Here is a 14,594-nt window from a genome sequence, read left to right on the forward strand (position 1 = left end):
CAACAACCATCAGTGCCCAAGCAAGGGGCACCGGACGTGGGCGCAGGTATGTCAGCAGCGCTTGGCTACAGCTCGACCCGTTCCACCCAGGTCAGCCACTCCCCCCCTCGCTTCAGGTCCACCACGCGATAGCCTGGCCGGGACGCCTCATCCACGGCGAACTCATCGCTGCCAGGCAGAAACTGATCCGAGGTAGCCGGACAGGCATACACCTCTACCTGACCATCAGGCAGTGCCCTGGTGCCATGGAAGGCCTGGTGCACATGACCGCACAGGACCATCTTTACCTGCGGATATCGTCCCACCACGTCCCAGAAGTCATCGGCATCCTCAAGCCCCAGGGCGTCGATCCAGGCACTGCCCACGACCATGGGGGGATGGTGCATGACGATCACGGTGGGACGAAGCTCCTGGCCTAGCCGCTGGTCGAGCGCAGCCAGGGCATCCTCGCCCACCCGGCCGCTGGCCTCGCCCGGTATCTGGGTATTGAGCTTGAGCACTCGCCAGGCTCCCGCGTCGACCTCTGCCAGCACCTCTCGCTCTGCACTCATCAGCGCCAGGTCATCATGATTGCCGGGCAGCCAGAACCACGGACAGTCCAGCGCTGCCAGACGCTCTGTGGCCAGGCGGTACGCGCCTTCGGATTCATCCTGGGCGATGTCACCGGTCACCATCACCAGGTCTGGCCGGTCCAGATCCACCGCGGCGATGACCGCCTCGAGCTGGCGAGCGGGCAGGCCCCGTCGGGAGCGAGCCATGGGATCGGCATACAGGTGGCAATCGCTAAGCTGGATCAAACGCATGGCAATGTCTCGACAGCCCAAACCAAGGAAAGCCCTCCGCCAGGAGGGCCAGCGCAGGGTCAGGGTATCGCAGACAGCGTCGAGCGCAAGCGATCGAGATCAGAGGTTGGGCCCGGAGCTGAGGTCAGGGCAGCTGAGGAAGGTCCAGGGAGTGGCCATGGGCCAAGCCGTGATCCAGCCATTCGCCGAGGAAGCGATTGATCTGCAGCTTTTCATCCGGCTGATGCATGTGCGCGTTGGGATAGCGATAGCGCCCATCGAAATGCCGCCGACGCTGAAAGTCGGTGACTTCTGCCATGCGCACGTCGTGGTACAGGTGCACTCGCATGCGCGGGCTGTCGATGACGCTGTCGAGAACGCCTTCCTGGGTCACGCGAACAATGGTGGTGTAAGGAGCCAACTCTTCGACGTGCAGACGCAGCGCGCCCAGGCGCCGCTCACCATTGCGCAGCTCGACGTCGCGAATCTCGCCCTCCTCCAGGTCACCCAGAAGCCGAGACAGACGGATGTAATTGGCGGTGCACTCGCTTTGCAGGGTGCGCAAGTCCGTTACATAAGCGCTGCGATGGGTCACGTTACCTCCTTGCTCTCAACGATGCGCGTTCGGCAGCCAACCAATGGAAACCGATCAGGCACATGGCGTTATCGAGTCGTCCCTGGCCGAGAAGTTCCCAGGCCCGCTGGAAGGGCAACACATGCACGCGAATATCTTCATGCTCTTCATCAAGGCCATGCACCCCGCCCAGCCCACGGGTGTCGACCAGCCCGCAGAACAGCGTCACGCGTTCGTCGCAGGCACCAGGACTAGGATAGTAGCTATGCAGCAGGATGAGGTCACCGACCTCGCAGCCCGCCTCTTCCAACGCTTCGCGACGAGCCACATCTTCCAGCGACTCATCCTTGTCAACCAGCCCGGCCACGCATTCCAGCTTCCACGGGGTATGGGGGTCTTGCAGCGCTCCCGCGCGAATCTGCTCCACCAGCACGACGCTGTCGCGCTCGGGATCATAAAGCATGACGCCCACCGCATCGTGACGACTGTGGACTTCCCTCACCACGGGCTCGCTCCAGCCGCCTTCGAACTTGCGATGGCGGTAGGTCAGCTTGTCCAGGCGAAAGAATCCCTGGTACAGGCAGTCCCGTGACACCAGCTCGACATCCTGAACGGTGAAGGGGGCATCAATGTGGCTCGTTTCCGGCATGGGGGCCTCCGCTGACAGATCGGACCATTATCCGGATCGGTCATGGGCCCCACAAGGCGAGTCCAGGTGGGGCCTCCTGTCAAGGCGGAAAACAACAGGGAAGTCGGCGGGGGTCAGAGCTCGTTGAGCAGTGCGCGCGCCTCGGCCTTGAGCGCCTGGTCCGAGGCCTCGCGACCGGCGCGAACCGCGCCATTGATGGCCTTCTCCGCGTGCTGGCGGGCCTCGGCGTCGCGGCCTTCATCGGCCAGGTAAGCGGCATAGTAGTAGTTGACGTCCACCCCACCCGGGCGAATCGCCAGCGCGCGCTTGAACATCTCCTCGGCCTTGTCGTCATCGCCAAAGGCGACCGGCCAGCCCGGCGCGCGGTCGTACAGTGCTCCCAGGGTCACGTAGGCCGAGCCTTCGAGGCCGTTGGCATCCAGTGCGATGGCCCGCTCCAGCGCGCGGCGCGCTGCCTTGGCGTTGTCCAGCGCGCCGAGTCCGCCCTTGGCCTTGGCCAGCGACGCCTCGATGATGCCCTCCCACACCAGCAGTTCGCTGACGTTGGGATTGGCCGAACTCAACGCCCGGGCCTCGGCGGCCAGCGCCGTCAACGGGGCTTCCTGGGCCGACAGGGCGCTCGAGGTGGTAACGCTCTCCCAGCGATTCTTAATCTGGTCGAGCTCACCCTGCCAGGCCAGCGCCACACCACTGGCGAGGCAAGCGGACAGGGTGACAAGCGTCAGCGCCGTTGTGGCCAGCAGCCGACGCGGACGTTGGCGCAAGGACACGGATGGAACATCAGGCGAGGTGGAAAACAGAGTTCGTGACATTTGGCGGCTCCGGATACTGTTATTGTGATGCACCCTGATGCTGGGTGGTCATGGTGGGCGGCCGAACTGAGCGATCAGGCCCAGCATTCAGACCCAGCAATCAGGCCAAGCAATCAGGCCAAGCAATGCCGGGTACTGACCGGCCGGGGTGTAGCCCGATACGAGAAACCACATCGCGTTCTGGCGCCCTCCTCGAAATGTAACGAACGTTTGATTTATTCGCCAGTCGCATTCTGGCTGAACGATCACTGCATCGCTCCCCCGGCCTTTCCCCCACCACCCAAGGCGCTTGCGCAGCGGCCCAAGTCGCGGCACCCTCGTGGACCTTGTCTGTTTCAACGACTCACCGAGGATCGCCATGAAAGGCCGCAACATGACACGTTGGCGTGACCCGGCCAAGGACCCGCGCCAGGAACCCAAGAGCAACCTGATCACTCAGGAAGGCGCTGATCGCCTCAGGGGAATCCTTGACCACCTCAGCCGGGTCAAGCGACCACAGCTGTCGGCCAAGGTGGGGGAAGCGGCAGCGCTGGGGGACCGCAGCGAAAACGCCGACTACACCTATAACAAGAAGGAGTTGAACCGCGTCATCGGGCGCATTCGCTACCTGACCAAGCGCCTGGACGAGCTGCAGGTCATCGACCGACTTCCCGCCGACACCGACCGAGTGTTCTTCGGTGCCTTCGTCACCCTGGAGGACGAAGACGGCGAAGAGATGTCGCTGCGCATCGTCGGCCACGACGAGACCGATACCAGCAAGCGCTGGATCAGCGTAGATGCGCCCTTGGCCAAGGCCCTGCTGGGCAAGTCACTGGATGACGAGGTGACGGTGGCCGCGCCGGGCGGCGAGACCACCTGGTTGATCACCGAGATTCACTACCGCACGCCAGGCAAGACCGCAGGCCGCTGAGCGAAGCTCACAGGCGCTTCAGCGACGCACCGCGCGGTACACGCGAAAACGCCCGTTGTCGGCCAGGATCTCGAAGCTACCGAAGGCCCGCTCAAGAGGGTCGGCATAGGGCAAGAAGGCGTTGGCCACGAGGATTAGCTGGCCGCCAGCATCGAGATGGTCCGGCGCCTGCTGAATCAACCGGGCCGCCGGGCCGTAGTCGATGGACCGTTCCTGGTGAAAGGGCGGGTTACTGACAATCGCTGTGAAGCGCTGGCCGTCCAGCGCCGAATAGACATCGCTTTCCAGCACCTCCCCCGTCAGCCCGTTGGCCTTGAGCGTGCGCCGCGTGGCTTCTGCCGCAAAGGCGCTGACATCCACCGCCGTGACATCACGCCCCAGCTGCGCCATCCAGGCCGCCAGAATGCCGTCACCGCAGCCCATGTCCAGCACCTTGCCCTGGGGTAGCTGCTGCTCCAGCTGTTCGATCAGCAGTTGCGTGCCCTCATCGAACTTGCCGTGGCCAAACACCCCCGGATGACTCGACAGCTGCAGGCCCGCCGCCTCGAACGAGGTCCAGACTGCTTCAGGATCCAGCGCCAGTGCGCTGGTGCGCGTCTCGAACAGCGAACAGCGGCGTGCGCTGTCGAGCTTGCGACAGCCCATGCCCAGCGCCGCCAGGACCTTGAGCACTCGCTTGATGCCCCCCTGGTGCTCCCCCACCAGCTGCAGCGGCGTGCCCTCGGGCAGGGTCTGGCACAACCACAGCAGCCACCATTCCCCCAAGGCGTGCGCCTTCGGCCAGAACAGTACCGCCCCCGGGGGTGACGCAGGCTCCGTACTGAAGGGCGACAGCGCCGAACGCTGGCGCGCTTCCCAGGCAGCCCGTACCGAGACGTCAGCGCTGACCAGACAGCCCTCCCCGGCCTCCAGCCAGCTATCTCGCGGCGGCGCGACCCACCACCAGCCACGATAGTCCGCGTCTTGACGCTCAAGCAGCTGGCATACAGCGGTGTCGGCACTCATGGTGTTATCTCCTGACGCTTGGCGTCTGCCGGCAAGGGGCGGCGAAAGGTGTAAAGCAGATAGCGCCCCAGGCGCCAGTGTGGATCCATCTGGCAATAGCGGTGTTCCAGCGCCACCAGCTTTTCCAACTCTCGATCGTCCTGCGGGGGGCGACGTAGATAGTCGTGGAACACCCGGATACCGGCCACGTCCTGACAGACAAGCCCTTCCTGCTCGGCCCATTCGGTGACCTGCGCATGGGGCAGGGGAGAAATCGGCGTCAGCCGCTGGCGTTGGCCCTTACCTTCCAGGCGATCTTCCAGCGCCTTGTCTAGGTTGCCCTTGACCACATTGGACAGCCTCAGCGCGTCGCGATTGAACACCATCAGTGACAGCTGGCCGCCAGGGGCTAACAACGAGGCCAGGTGAGAGATCGCCTCGCGAGGGTTGCCCAACCATTCCAGCACCGCGTGACATACCACCAGGGGCCAGGGACCCGGCACCTCGCTGACCAGCTCCTGCAGCGGCAGCGGCAGATAGCTCGCCTTGTCGGCCGCCAGCTCGCGACCGGCTGCGGCCTGCTCGATTCCCGCCTGGGCCCGCTCCAACATCTCGGCAGAGGGCTCAGCCAGCGTTACCTGATGGCCCCGTTGCAGGAACCACTGCGCCTGCTGGCCAAGGCCAGCCCCGACGTCTAGCACCGGCTGCTGCGCCAACTCGAGCATCTCGGGCAGCAGACGATCCAGCAGGGACAGGCGAAGCTCACCGCGCAGGTGGCCGTAAAGTGAGGCCGAGAACTTGTCGGCCAGACCATCGAAATGGCGGTCGCCACGGGGCGACAGCGAAGAGGACGCTGCGGGCGTATCGACCGCTGGCGACGAGCAGGTCGCCTCGGAAAGCGAAGCAGCGGGGCCGTGTGACGGTTGGGACATCGACAGAAACCAGTGAGATCGCACAAAAGGCGCATTCTACCGAGCATGGCAGGCGCTGGCACCCACCCACGCCCTTCACCGGGCAACTGCGGGTTTATCTTGTGGAGTCAGCCGCTTATAATGCCGCCCCAACGCCCTCTTAGCTCAGCAGGATAGAGCAGCCGCCTCCTAAGCGGCAGGTCGCAGGTTCGAATCCTGCAGAGGGCGCCATCACTGCATCACGCGCCCCCGCTCCTTCCTCGCAAATTCTCGTACCGCCTCGCTCCGTCTGAACTTATCCTGCAAGCCAAGCCAGCACCCAACGCTCCTACACCGTCGAGTCTTGTACGGTCACATGTAGGGTGACTGCTCTCCATACATAGAAGCTGAACGTGGACGCCATACATAGCCAACTTATATAAAGCGCTACGCTACCGGGCGCTATGACCTAAAGGTATCTGAAAGAGCTGGAGGCAACTCTGGAAAGCGCATCAGCCTAGCGGCAGTTACTACACGCTTCCTACCCATCAACCCCGCCATACGGCGGGATTGATCCCTTGTGAGCCCTATCAAACACGCTGCTATCGGCGTCCTTGAGTAAAGCGCTCTCCTGGCTCACCAGCGCCCAGTTGCCACCGCCCCCCTCCCCTCCTGTGCGCCACTTTGGCGCGCTGTCGACACCCCGCCCCGCCTGCGCGCTAAACCCGTCGGTTTTAATGCACTCATGCGCTGGCTGCCAATACACACCAGTACTGGGCTCTGCCGGTGGTAGAGGGTCACCAAAGATCATGCGAAATCATGCGAATTTATGGCCAGTATGCAACGCGTTAGAGTAGCGTGAGTGGCAGCATGAAAATTTCTATGCCAAATTCAGTGTGATTTATTCCTAAGAGCCCTTGGTGCGCCCTTTGATGTCTTGATTCATAGATTTCCGCAGCACGTTGGCTAGAGGGGTGACAGTAGCACCATATTTCTGTGAATTCCTCTTCCTTTGGGCAGTGTGGGGCCAGTGAAAAAGCAAATGGCACGATAGTACAGGTTATCTCCTGAAGAACAGACTACCGAAAAGCCGCTTTTATCAAGCCGCACGGATGAATTAATATGATCACTGGCGACATGAGAAAGCAGCTCAGCTACTGGGCGAAGGAAACAATCTTCTCAAAAAAAGCTCAGATTTATGAATACCGAACTTCATTAATTCACTATTAAAACTAAAATCGCAAACAGCCACTTAAAAGAACACACCACCCAATCAAAATCATTTAATTGACAACCAACAATTATTCACAAGCGACGAAAAAATGAAAGAAATATATTTAAAACACCTGTCAGAGTCTAATGATATACACAACCATAATGATAGGCTGTCTTACTTAACTGCGACGTTGAGATCTTTGCTCCAACTTGCAGTAATCTCAACTTTTGAAATAACAAAACAAAAAACACCAAGCGATGAAGTAGGACTTTCTGAGCTGACTACTAGGTTTTGTAAACCATCCGATGGTGTGCCATTACAAATAATTGATATCCTCACACCAAAAATCCGAGGATATTTAGACAACCAATATCTACAAGGGTGGTTTGAGGCCACAAAGTCCATTGAAAAACCATTGTCGAAGCAGCTTATAGAGTGGGTGGAATTTAGGAACAAAAGGCAAGGCCATGGAGTTATAGACACTCAACTTTCACAGGAATGGGCAGAAAAAACCAAAGAAATACTTCTAGACTGCCTAGAAGTATTTTCTCCCATCATACCGACAGTTGATCACAATGATGACCTAATACTTTCGAAAAAATTCGGAAGTCTAAAATTAGAAACACCTTTGACCTACAAAAAAAAGGCCATCGTAATCTTATCAATAACCGCGAGAAAAGGTATCTGGAAATTAAAAGGACAGGTATTATCGAGGAATAACGCTCATGAGTTCACACTAACTCTTGATGATGAAAATGTATTCAACTCAAGCGGCATTTCATCGGGCAGCAAATACGAGCTGGCCGAAGTCATTGTTAACGATAACAGCCATACCTTTTTTCACAACATACCTGTGCGCCAAACAGATACTTTTGAAGGCAGAGTGGACGAGATCAATGATCTAAAAGAATGGTTTGATGATGAAGACTCCAGATACTGCTTAGTATATGGAGATGGAGGTTATGGAAAGACTACATTAGTCTTGGAAATGCTGAATCGCTTATTGGAAAATGAGTATGATTTCAACCGAACTCCACCCATTATTTTCAGTTATCATACTGCCAAGATGACTCGATGGACAGAAGGTGGGTTGACTTATCTAACAAGTATATCGCCAATCATGGACGAGTGCCTCCGAGAACTAATGAGGCTATTTCACCCCGTTCTATCAAAAGATTGGTATACTGCATCTGGTCGTGAACTTATTGACAAAGTAAAAACCAACTTGCAATCCCAAAAATTTACGCGAGATGATGTACTGCTAATCATTGATAATACAGAGACCCTTGCCACTGACTCGAATGAAGCAAGAGATCTTGGGGCCTTTTTCAAAGCAGTTGGCAAATCGATAGGCCGTGTAATTATAACCTCAAGAAGACGAGAGTTTATAGAAGCCACGCCAATAGTCGTAGGCGGACTCTCAGAAGTAGAAAGCGTAAACCTTATGAGGAGACTAGCAGAAGAGTTTCATGCAAAGCCAATTTTACAAGCGGGAGAATCGACTCTACGGAAAGTTTCGTGTCAACTGATGCAAAAGCCGATTCTGCTAGAAGCACTAGTTAAGTATATTTCTCGAACCGATGTAGGTATTGATGCAGCGATTAGTAACGTTTTCAAAAAATCCAGCGAGGAGCTTTTGGAGTTCTTATATGAGGATGCGTGGGCACGCATGACACAACTTCAAAGCGATGTTTTTCTTTGTCTGATACATCTTTCAAGCCCGATGGATCAAAGTACGATTGGAAAAGTATGCCAAGAAATAGGAATTCAGCATACTGAATTTCAGTCGAGCCTAGAAGAAACTCATTTTTCAATAATGTCTGACTATGGTCGTACATACTCTATCGAGCTTGTTAGCTTGGCTCGAAGGTTCTTTTTGAATCAATTTTCAAAGTTGGATGACACCGAAAAAACCCGTATCAAGGAAATTGCCGGGAGAGTTGATGAGTATGCAATCGAAAGAGAAAAAATCGAAAAAGAATACAAACGAGATCGAGTTGCTGAAGCCTTTAGGAGTGATTATGCCAAAGCAGCTAAGATAGCTGCAGAAAAAGGAGAGATACGCAATGCCATCGAGTTTTATGAAATGGCGGTAGAGGATGATCCGGTTAACTCTGCATTACATGATAGATTTTCATGGTTCCTTTTAAACAAAGCCAATGATTATGAGTATGCAAGAAGAGTTTCAGAAAAATCGGTACACCTTGATGAGAACAACTGTGATGCAGTAGTAGGTCTAGCACTTGTTTACTATAGGCTAGGAGATATCAAACGGGGGGATGCACGTATCGACCAGGCAGGTAAACTGGGGCGAGCAGAGTCTTTCTGTCTTCTTAGAAAGGCTATAGCTAGATATTACACGTTTAGAAACGAAATCGATTATGAAACAAAGTATTCTCGCTTGTTACAAGCTAACGAACTTCTCGATAAAGCTGAAAAAAGAAACAGCCGAACTCACAAAGGTTACGATGCTAAAAACCTCAGAGACATTAGAAAGTACAAAGACATGGTCAGTAGAGGACTATCTAGTCTTCGTTCACAAGCAAATAGAGCCAAAACTCATCATTTTGATTTAAAGAGCTAGGGGTTAACATATAAGACGCTATTATTAATTCTCATCTTCATCGGCTATAGTCGTTCCCTCATGGCGTGACAGTCGGATCTCAGATACTCGCTTTGTAACCCACGGGGAGCGCTATGGTCACTTTGAAGAGCCCACCTCCAGACCTCGACAGGCCATAGTGCAGCCGCTAAGAAGACAGAATGAGTGACGAAAACACGATCAAGCGATGGGCTGCAAGGCGCAAATCCGCCGAGGTCATGGACATCTTCAAGGCAAGACTCAAGTGGATGAGGTGGCACGCCAGAATGATCTCAGCGTTTCCGAGGTTGAGCGCTGGATCGATGAGGCGCATCTACAGATATATGCGCTAAAATTGTTTCGCCGCCTGTCCGACGCGGACGAGAGCCCGTAGTGTCTCTGTAAGCGGAACAGGCCCAAGAGGGTTATGTGGTATCACTCGTCAAGCTATGCCAGAGGCAGGGCCCCTCACACAAGTCTATTTACTATCGGCCCCAGCCTCGACATCGGGTGGTCAAGGCAGTTCTGGCCGTACGTGTGAAGCTGGCCCTTGAGCGGTTTCCGTCTTATGGCTATCGCCGCCTGGTGAGCGTGCTGGGTGAGAACCGCAAACCGAACCAGCGCATCCAGCGGCTCAAAGGCTGAGAGGCGGGCAAGCGGTGCCAGGGCTTCCGGCCGCTGGCCCGGAGCCTGGCGGTGATCATCGACTGTTGCACGCAGGAGATTATTTGCTGGCGATGATAGGACAACGGCAGCAGCAAGACGGCTGAAGCGGCGCTAGAAGAGGCGCTGGTACATCGCTTCGGCGTACTGGGAAGGATTCATCAACCGCTGGCCCTACGCTCTGACAATGGCCTCGTTTTCAGCAGTCGGCACTATACGGCGACGGTGAAGGCCTACGGGCCCACACAAGGGCTCACGACGCCCTCCACCCCGGAGCAAAACGGCCTGGTCGAGCGCTTCTTCCGGCCCGTGCAGGAAGAATGCATCTGGCAGCATCGTTTCGAGTCGCTGGGCCAGGCCTGAGCGGTGATCAGCCGCTGGAATCGGTACTACAGCGAAGAGCGGCCGCATCAGTCTGTCGGCTATGTGGCACCCCAAGCACACCCGTCATTAGCTGCGTAGGACGTGCAGAAACCAGGGGGCACTACACGGCGTTAGCACTCTTGGGGAGATATGAATAAATTATGACTTATTGTGTTTACACTGACAGAGAAACAACAGACCCTAGCTCTGAGCATATACTTCCCTTGTCACTTGGTGGCCACGATGATTTTGTCATTGATGTTGACCGAAAGTTTAATAACGACATTGGTTCAAAAGTGGATGGCAAACTAGCGAATGACTTTCTCGTTTTGTTTGATCGAGACAAGGCGAGTGCTGTTGGGCACAGCAAAAAGCATCCAATTCCAACAGTAAAACATGCCAGGCTAATGGATGGCACGCCTGTTCAGGCTATGTTTGGTAAAGATGGACTTTCACTTTTTGATCTTCGAGAGAGGAAAAAAATAGAGCGTTCGGAGTCCCGAGCTCATCAAGTTCAATGCAAAAATATCAAAATAGATATTGATATCGATCTTATGTTTGTTGCTAAGGTAGCATTAGCTGCTGGGTACTATGCTTATGGCAATGATTTCGTTCAAAGTGTGCAAACTGATGAGTTCAGGAAAATCATGAATTTGGACAAGAAGAATTTACCAACAGATTCTCTTGCACGAGTCTATTCCCGATTTCATACGCCTGAGGAAGGTGATGATATATTTCATATTCTGAAGATGATGACTGAAATTGGAGACTGTTCCTCTGTAATACTTGTACCGTCTAGTGAAACCTTTGGTGTAGCAGTATCTATTCTTGGTAAATTCTTAGGTTTTGTCAGTGCTCCTTGTCAGTCTAGTGGTTTGGTAAATCATGGGGACTACAAATATGGCCATTGTATCTATATTCAGAACGAGCAGGTCAAAAGGTTTTCATTCGATTATATAAGATTGAAGCTACTTGATAAACTTGGCAAATAGTGCTAACTAGGACAAGCCGGCTTCGCCTGCAATTGGTAGCAGTGCATGTTCGCTGTCGTTGATATCAGCGAGGTATCAACGTCCGCTTCTGGCCAAAAGTGGGCAGGGGGCGCGCCCTTCGCTGTGAGGGCATAGATGCACAGCGGTGTGTTGGGAAAAGATGGTGTAGCGAATGGCATAATAAAAATCTAAAAAACCATAAAAAATCATATACAAAAAATGGTTAACAGGTCTAATCGAATCCTGCAGAGGGCGCCATCTACGCATCCCACACCATCGCCTACTTCTTGAACAACCAGCATCACTTCACGGCCCACGCTCACTCGTGATACTCCTATCACGTGCTGATGTTTCGCCAACCACACTGCGCGGACTATTGTGCTCTGGGCTGTCATACGGCATTCGAGGGATCTGTGCCATGTCAGAGACAGCTAACTTGATGTGCTATCGCCTTCATCATGACCATAATGCTGAGGTCTATAGAGTAGTCTTGCGTCACGTCCTGCTACGGCGAGCATTGCCCCCACCTTCAACCCTCTGTTTTCATATGAAAGCGCTCTCGATAGACCCCAGGGCTAAGTCCTACGCGTTGGCGAAACAGCCTCGTAAATGAGCTCACGTCGCTATAGCCAACCTGAACCACAATTTCCTCAACACTATGGGAGCTGCTGTCGAGGAGCGCACGGGCTGTTTCCAGCCGCAACTCCTGCAGGTAGACCAGCGGTGTCTGATTCATGACGGCGCGAAAGCGCCTGATCAGGGTTCTATCGCTGACAGCAAGTGCTTTTGCAAGATCCGTCATCCGCACACGTTTCGACATATGGCGTTGCAGCCACTGCTGGGCCCGGCTTACCAGAGCATCTGAGTGCTGCTTCCTCGCCAGCAAGGGGAGGTAGGGAATCTGACTCACCTGACTCACATCTATCAGCATGGTCTTCGCACATTGCGATGCGATAACAGGTCCGGCACAGCGCTCGATAACACGTATCGTCTGAATCAAGTACGACGCTGAGGCGCCTGCGCACATCAGGCGATCATCTTCCGTCACTACGGACTGAAGCCGAAGGTCCACCTCTGGGAACCTCTCACGAAACTGGCGCTCAAGCCACCATGTGGTAGTGGCCACTCGCTCATTCAGCAGGCCTGTTTGTGCAAGAACAAACGTACCGGTGCAATTGGCTGCCACCCAGGCCCCTGCTTTCCATTGCTGCAACAGCCACTCACTTGCCCCCGCTTGCTGTGCGAGGAAGTGATCGAACTCACGCGAGCCGCCGTAAAAAACGCTAGGCACGAACACCAGATCATAATGCTGTCGTGTGTCCAGCGGATGCGTTTGCAAAGGAAGGCCATTGCTCGCGGTGACGGGGCCTCCCGCGGCTGAGACAAAGTCCCAGTGAAAGTAAGCCGACACCGGCGCCTGAGCAAGACGCAGATGGGAATTTGCCACATTCAGGATGTCGGCAAAGCCCGCCGCAGTCGATGCATAGCACTGATCAAGAGTGAGAATGGCTGCGTGGGGCATAGGATGTCGTAAATCGCATACTTTATGTCATTTTACACACTGTATGTGGATGCCATAGGCCTGTCCAATGTCGATGACCACCGTCGTATCCCATCTACCGGAACAGGACCCTTCCTCATGGAGCGAAGCGAAGCCATTCAGTGCAGTGTCCAAGACAGCATCATGCACATACGTATTGACCGGCCTGAAAAACGCAATGCGATCACCATGCCGATGTTCACTTCACTTACCGCAGCCCTGAAGGATGCCGAACAACGGGATGATGTGCTCTGCATTGTGGTAACAGGCAATGGTGAGAGCTTCTGCGCAGGTCATGACCTGAAAGCCTTCGAGGAGTGGCCCCAACAGCCCGAAGACCCGGTGCCATGTTTTTTGCATGCCATCGCCAACGTGCGCAAGCCGCTAGTCATCGCTGCGCATGGCTCTGCTGCGGGCATAGGCGTCACCTGGCTTCTGCATGCTGACTGGGTCGTCACAAGCGCTGAAACGACGTTCAAGCTACCCTTTGTCGCCCTGGGCATCGCTCCCGAGGCGGCAAGCTCTATGCTGCTTCAGCGCGCCATAGGGCTTCCGCGGGCCAAGCGCTTGATCTTCGGTGGAGAGGCCTTCACAGGTGAAGAGGCATATCAGTGGGGGCTCGTCGCAGAGCTATCACCGCCTGAAGAGCTGCAAGAACGGGCATTTGAGCGCGCAAGAGACTTCGCATCAAAGGACCCCATCATACTTCGGCGCATAAAGGACTGGTTGCATCCCGGCGATGAGTATCACCAGCGCATTGACCAGGAAGTGGAAGAAATCAATGCGGCGGTGGTGCGCAGGAGGGCATCCAAAGAGCATTAGGGAATCAGACACCCAACACTGAGGCGAACAATCCCCTCCCCTGGGCTATCTCTTCGATATGGGAAGAATACGGGGCCAAGGATGAAAGGGACACCTGGCAGTCAATCGAGCGGGACTACCGTCGAGATAACTCCCGCACTACGTCCAAGCAAACGATAAAGGCGCGCCCCTCGGCACGCCTTTCACTGCAATTCTTCTTCGAATTCAGTTGATCAACGCTTAGCGCAAATCAGCCTTCACAGCTTTCGCCCAACCAGCGGCCTTCCTGATGGATGGTGACCTGCTGGCCGTTATCCATGTCGATCACGCTGGCGAAGTGCTCATCGCTGTGGAGGGTGATGTCCGCATCGAAGCTGGTGCTGCGTGCACCAGCGGTGCAAGAGGCCTGGGCGTCGATGGCGTTGCCATCACGGTCGATGGTGATGCCCTCACAGCCAGATTCGGTCCAGTCCTTGCGCATGGTGGCGGCCAGGTCATCGGATTCTTCTGCGGTCATGCACTGGGTAGTGGTTCTTTCTTCGGTCATCTCGGCGGGCAGCTGTGCGCCTTCCATGCTCTGGGTGATCTCCCACTGGCCCGGCTTGAGATCTGCAGCCAGGGCGGCGGATGATACGGCAACGAGCAGTGTCGCAAGCAGAAGGTGACGTGACATGGATCCATCCTGTCGATAAGTGAAGCTCAGTATCCTATCAACGCCAAGGACACACTGCATAACTTACGACGCTCGACATCTCGACTGCTGGCGGTGCTCAAGATCCTTATTTTACCGCATATAAACTCCGGTCTTTCCGCTCCGGCAGCGACCGACCTGACATC

The 14,594-nt window shown here is 55.2% G+C and carries 12 protein-coding genes, 1 tRNA gene and 1 pseudogene; 6 read left to right on the top strand and 8 right to left on the bottom strand.

Annotation, left to right across the window (positions count from 1 at the left end):
* Positions 1-65: 65 nt before the first annotated feature.
* The 4 genes from JF545_RS07740 to JF545_RS07755 all read right to left on the bottom strand — a co-directional run bounded on the left by JF545_RS07740 (position 66) and on the right by JF545_RS07755 (position 2,817).
* Positions 66-803: a metallophosphoesterase gene (locus JF545_RS07740; RefSeq protein WP_206941029.1), complete on the bottom strand. Its 738-nt coding sequence runs from the start codon at positions 801-803 to the stop codon at positions 66-68.
* 124 nt (positions 804-927) lie between these two features.
* The gene (locus JF545_RS07745; RefSeq protein WP_206941031.1) at positions 928-1,377 is read right to left on the bottom strand and encodes a DUF1249 domain-containing protein; all 450 of its coding nucleotides are present in this window, start codon (positions 1,375-1,377) and stop codon (positions 928-930) included.
* 1 nt (position 1,378) lies between these two features.
* Positions 1,379-2,005, bottom strand: coding sequence for an NUDIX domain-containing protein (locus tag JF545_RS07750; protein WP_206941033.1), 627 nt, complete (start codon positions 2,003-2,005; stop codon positions 1,379-1,381).
* Between the two features lie 113 nt (positions 2,006-2,118).
* Entirely contained in the window at positions 2,119-2,817 is a 699-nt protein-coding gene (locus JF545_RS07755; protein ID WP_224851995.1) for a hypothetical protein, read from the bottom strand.
* A gap of 358 nt (positions 2,818-3,175) precedes the next feature.
* Between JF545_RS07755 and greB the strand changes: the two genes are divergently transcribed.
* Positions 3,176-3,727, top strand: a complete 552-nt coding sequence (greB, locus tag JF545_RS07760) for a transcription elongation factor GreB (protein WP_206941035.1) — start codon at positions 3,176-3,178, stop codon at positions 3,725-3,727.
* A gap of 18 nt (positions 3,728-3,745) precedes the next feature.
* Here greB and JF545_RS07765 read toward each other — a convergent pair whose 3' ends face one another.
* Together JF545_RS07765 and JF545_RS07770 are read right to left on the bottom strand one after the other, a co-directional pair.
* Positions 3,746-4,732, bottom strand: a complete 987-nt coding sequence (locus JF545_RS07765) for a methyltransferase (protein WP_206941037.1) — start codon at positions 4,730-4,732, stop codon at positions 3,746-3,748.
* Positions 4,729-5,643: a methyltransferase domain-containing protein gene (locus JF545_RS07770; RefSeq protein ID WP_206941039.1), complete on the bottom strand. Its 915-nt coding sequence runs from the start codon at positions 5,641-5,643 to the stop codon at positions 4,729-4,731. Before JF545_RS07770 ends, JF545_RS07765 begins: the two co-directional genes overlap by 4 nt.
* A 133-nt stretch (positions 5,644-5,776) precedes the next feature.
* Here JF545_RS07770 and JF545_RS07775 point away from each other — a divergent pair.
* From JF545_RS07775 to JF545_RS07790, 4 genes and pseudogenes are all read left to right on the top strand, one after another.
* Positions 5,777-5,853: transfer RNA gene (locus tag JF545_RS07775), tRNA-Arg, on the top strand.
* A gap of 1,070 nt (positions 5,854-6,923) precedes the next feature.
* Complete coding sequence (locus tag JF545_RS07780) at positions 6,924-9,401, top strand: hypothetical protein (RefSeq protein ID WP_206941041.1); 2,478 nt, start codon at positions 6,924-6,926, stop codon at positions 9,399-9,401.
* An 885-nt stretch (positions 9,402-10,286) separates the two neighbouring features.
* Positions 10,287-10,523 (top strand): annotated as a pseudogene (locus JF545_RS20215) (integrase core domain-containing protein).
* 62 nt (positions 10,524-10,585) lie between these two features.
* Positions 10,586-11,416, top strand: coding sequence for a hypothetical protein (locus tag JF545_RS07790; protein ID WP_206941044.1), 831 nt, complete (start codon positions 10,586-10,588; stop codon positions 11,414-11,416).
* Between the two features lie 529 nt (positions 11,417-11,945).
* Here the strand turns inward: JF545_RS07790 and JF545_RS07795 are convergent.
* Positions 11,946-12,938, bottom strand: coding sequence for a GlxA family transcriptional regulator (locus tag JF545_RS07795; RefSeq protein WP_206941046.1), 993 nt, complete (start codon positions 12,936-12,938; stop codon positions 11,946-11,948).
* A gap of 117 nt (positions 12,939-13,055) precedes the next feature.
* Here JF545_RS07795 and JF545_RS07800 point away from each other — a divergent pair, with 117 nt between their 5' ends.
* Entirely contained in the window at positions 13,056-13,778 is a 723-nt protein-coding gene (locus tag JF545_RS07800) for an enoyl-CoA hydratase/isomerase family protein (protein WP_206941048.1), read from the top strand.
* A gap of 229 nt (positions 13,779-14,007) precedes the next feature.
* Here the strand turns inward: JF545_RS07800 and JF545_RS07805 are convergent, their stop codons facing one another.
* Positions 14,008-14,430, bottom strand: coding sequence for a DUF3617 domain-containing protein (locus JF545_RS07805; RefSeq protein WP_206941049.1), 423 nt, complete (start codon positions 14,428-14,430; stop codon positions 14,008-14,010).
* Between the last annotated feature and the right edge of the window lie 164 nt (positions 14,431-14,594).

The sequence above is a fragment of the Halomonas litopenaei genome (genome assembly GCF_017303055.1).
Classification (GTDB): Bacteria; Pseudomonadota; Gammaproteobacteria; order Pseudomonadales; family Halomonadaceae; genus Halomonas; species Halomonas litopenaei_A.

Excerpts from the sequence above, each read along its gene's own strand:
- JF545_RS07800 (WP_206941048.1), top strand. The coding sequence starts at position 13,056 with ATGGAGCGAAGCGAAGCCATTCAGTGCAGTGTCCAAGACAGCATCATG.
- JF545_RS07780 (WP_206941041.1), top strand. The coding sequence starts at position 6,924 with ATGAAAGAAATATATTTAAAACACCTGTCAGAGTCTAATGATATACAC.
- JF545_RS07765 (WP_206941037.1), bottom strand. The coding sequence starts at position 4,732 with ATGAGTGCCGACACCGCTGTATGCCAGCTGCTTGAGCGTCAAGACGCG.
- JF545_RS07770 (WP_206941039.1), bottom strand. The coding sequence starts at position 5,643 with ATGTCCCAACCGTCACACGGCCCCGCTGCTTCGCTTTCCGAGGCGACC.
- greB (WP_206941035.1), top strand. The coding sequence starts at position 3,176 with ATGAAAGGCCGCAACATGACACGTTGGCGTGACCCGGCCAAGGACCCG.
- JF545_RS07750 (WP_206941033.1), bottom strand. The coding sequence starts at position 2,005 with ATGCCGGAAACGAGCCACATTGATGCCCCCTTCACCGTTCAGGATGTC.
- JF545_RS07790 (WP_206941044.1), top strand. The coding sequence starts at position 10,586 with ATGACTTATTGTGTTTACACTGACAGAGAAACAACAGACCCTAGCTCT.
- JF545_RS07740 (WP_206941029.1), bottom strand. The coding sequence starts at position 803 with ATGCGTTTGATCCAGCTTAGCGATTGCCACCTGTATGCCGATCCCATG.
- JF545_RS07755 (WP_224851995.1), bottom strand. The coding sequence starts at position 2,817 with ATGTCACGAACTCTGTTTTCCACCTCGCCTGATGTTCCATCCGTGTCC.
- JF545_RS07795 (WP_206941046.1), bottom strand. The coding sequence starts at position 12,938 with ATGCCCCACGCAGCCATTCTCACTCTTGATCAGTGCTATGCATCGACT.
- JF545_RS07805 (WP_206941049.1), bottom strand. The coding sequence starts at position 14,430 with ATGTCACGTCACCTTCTGCTTGCGACACTGCTCGTTGCCGTATCATCC.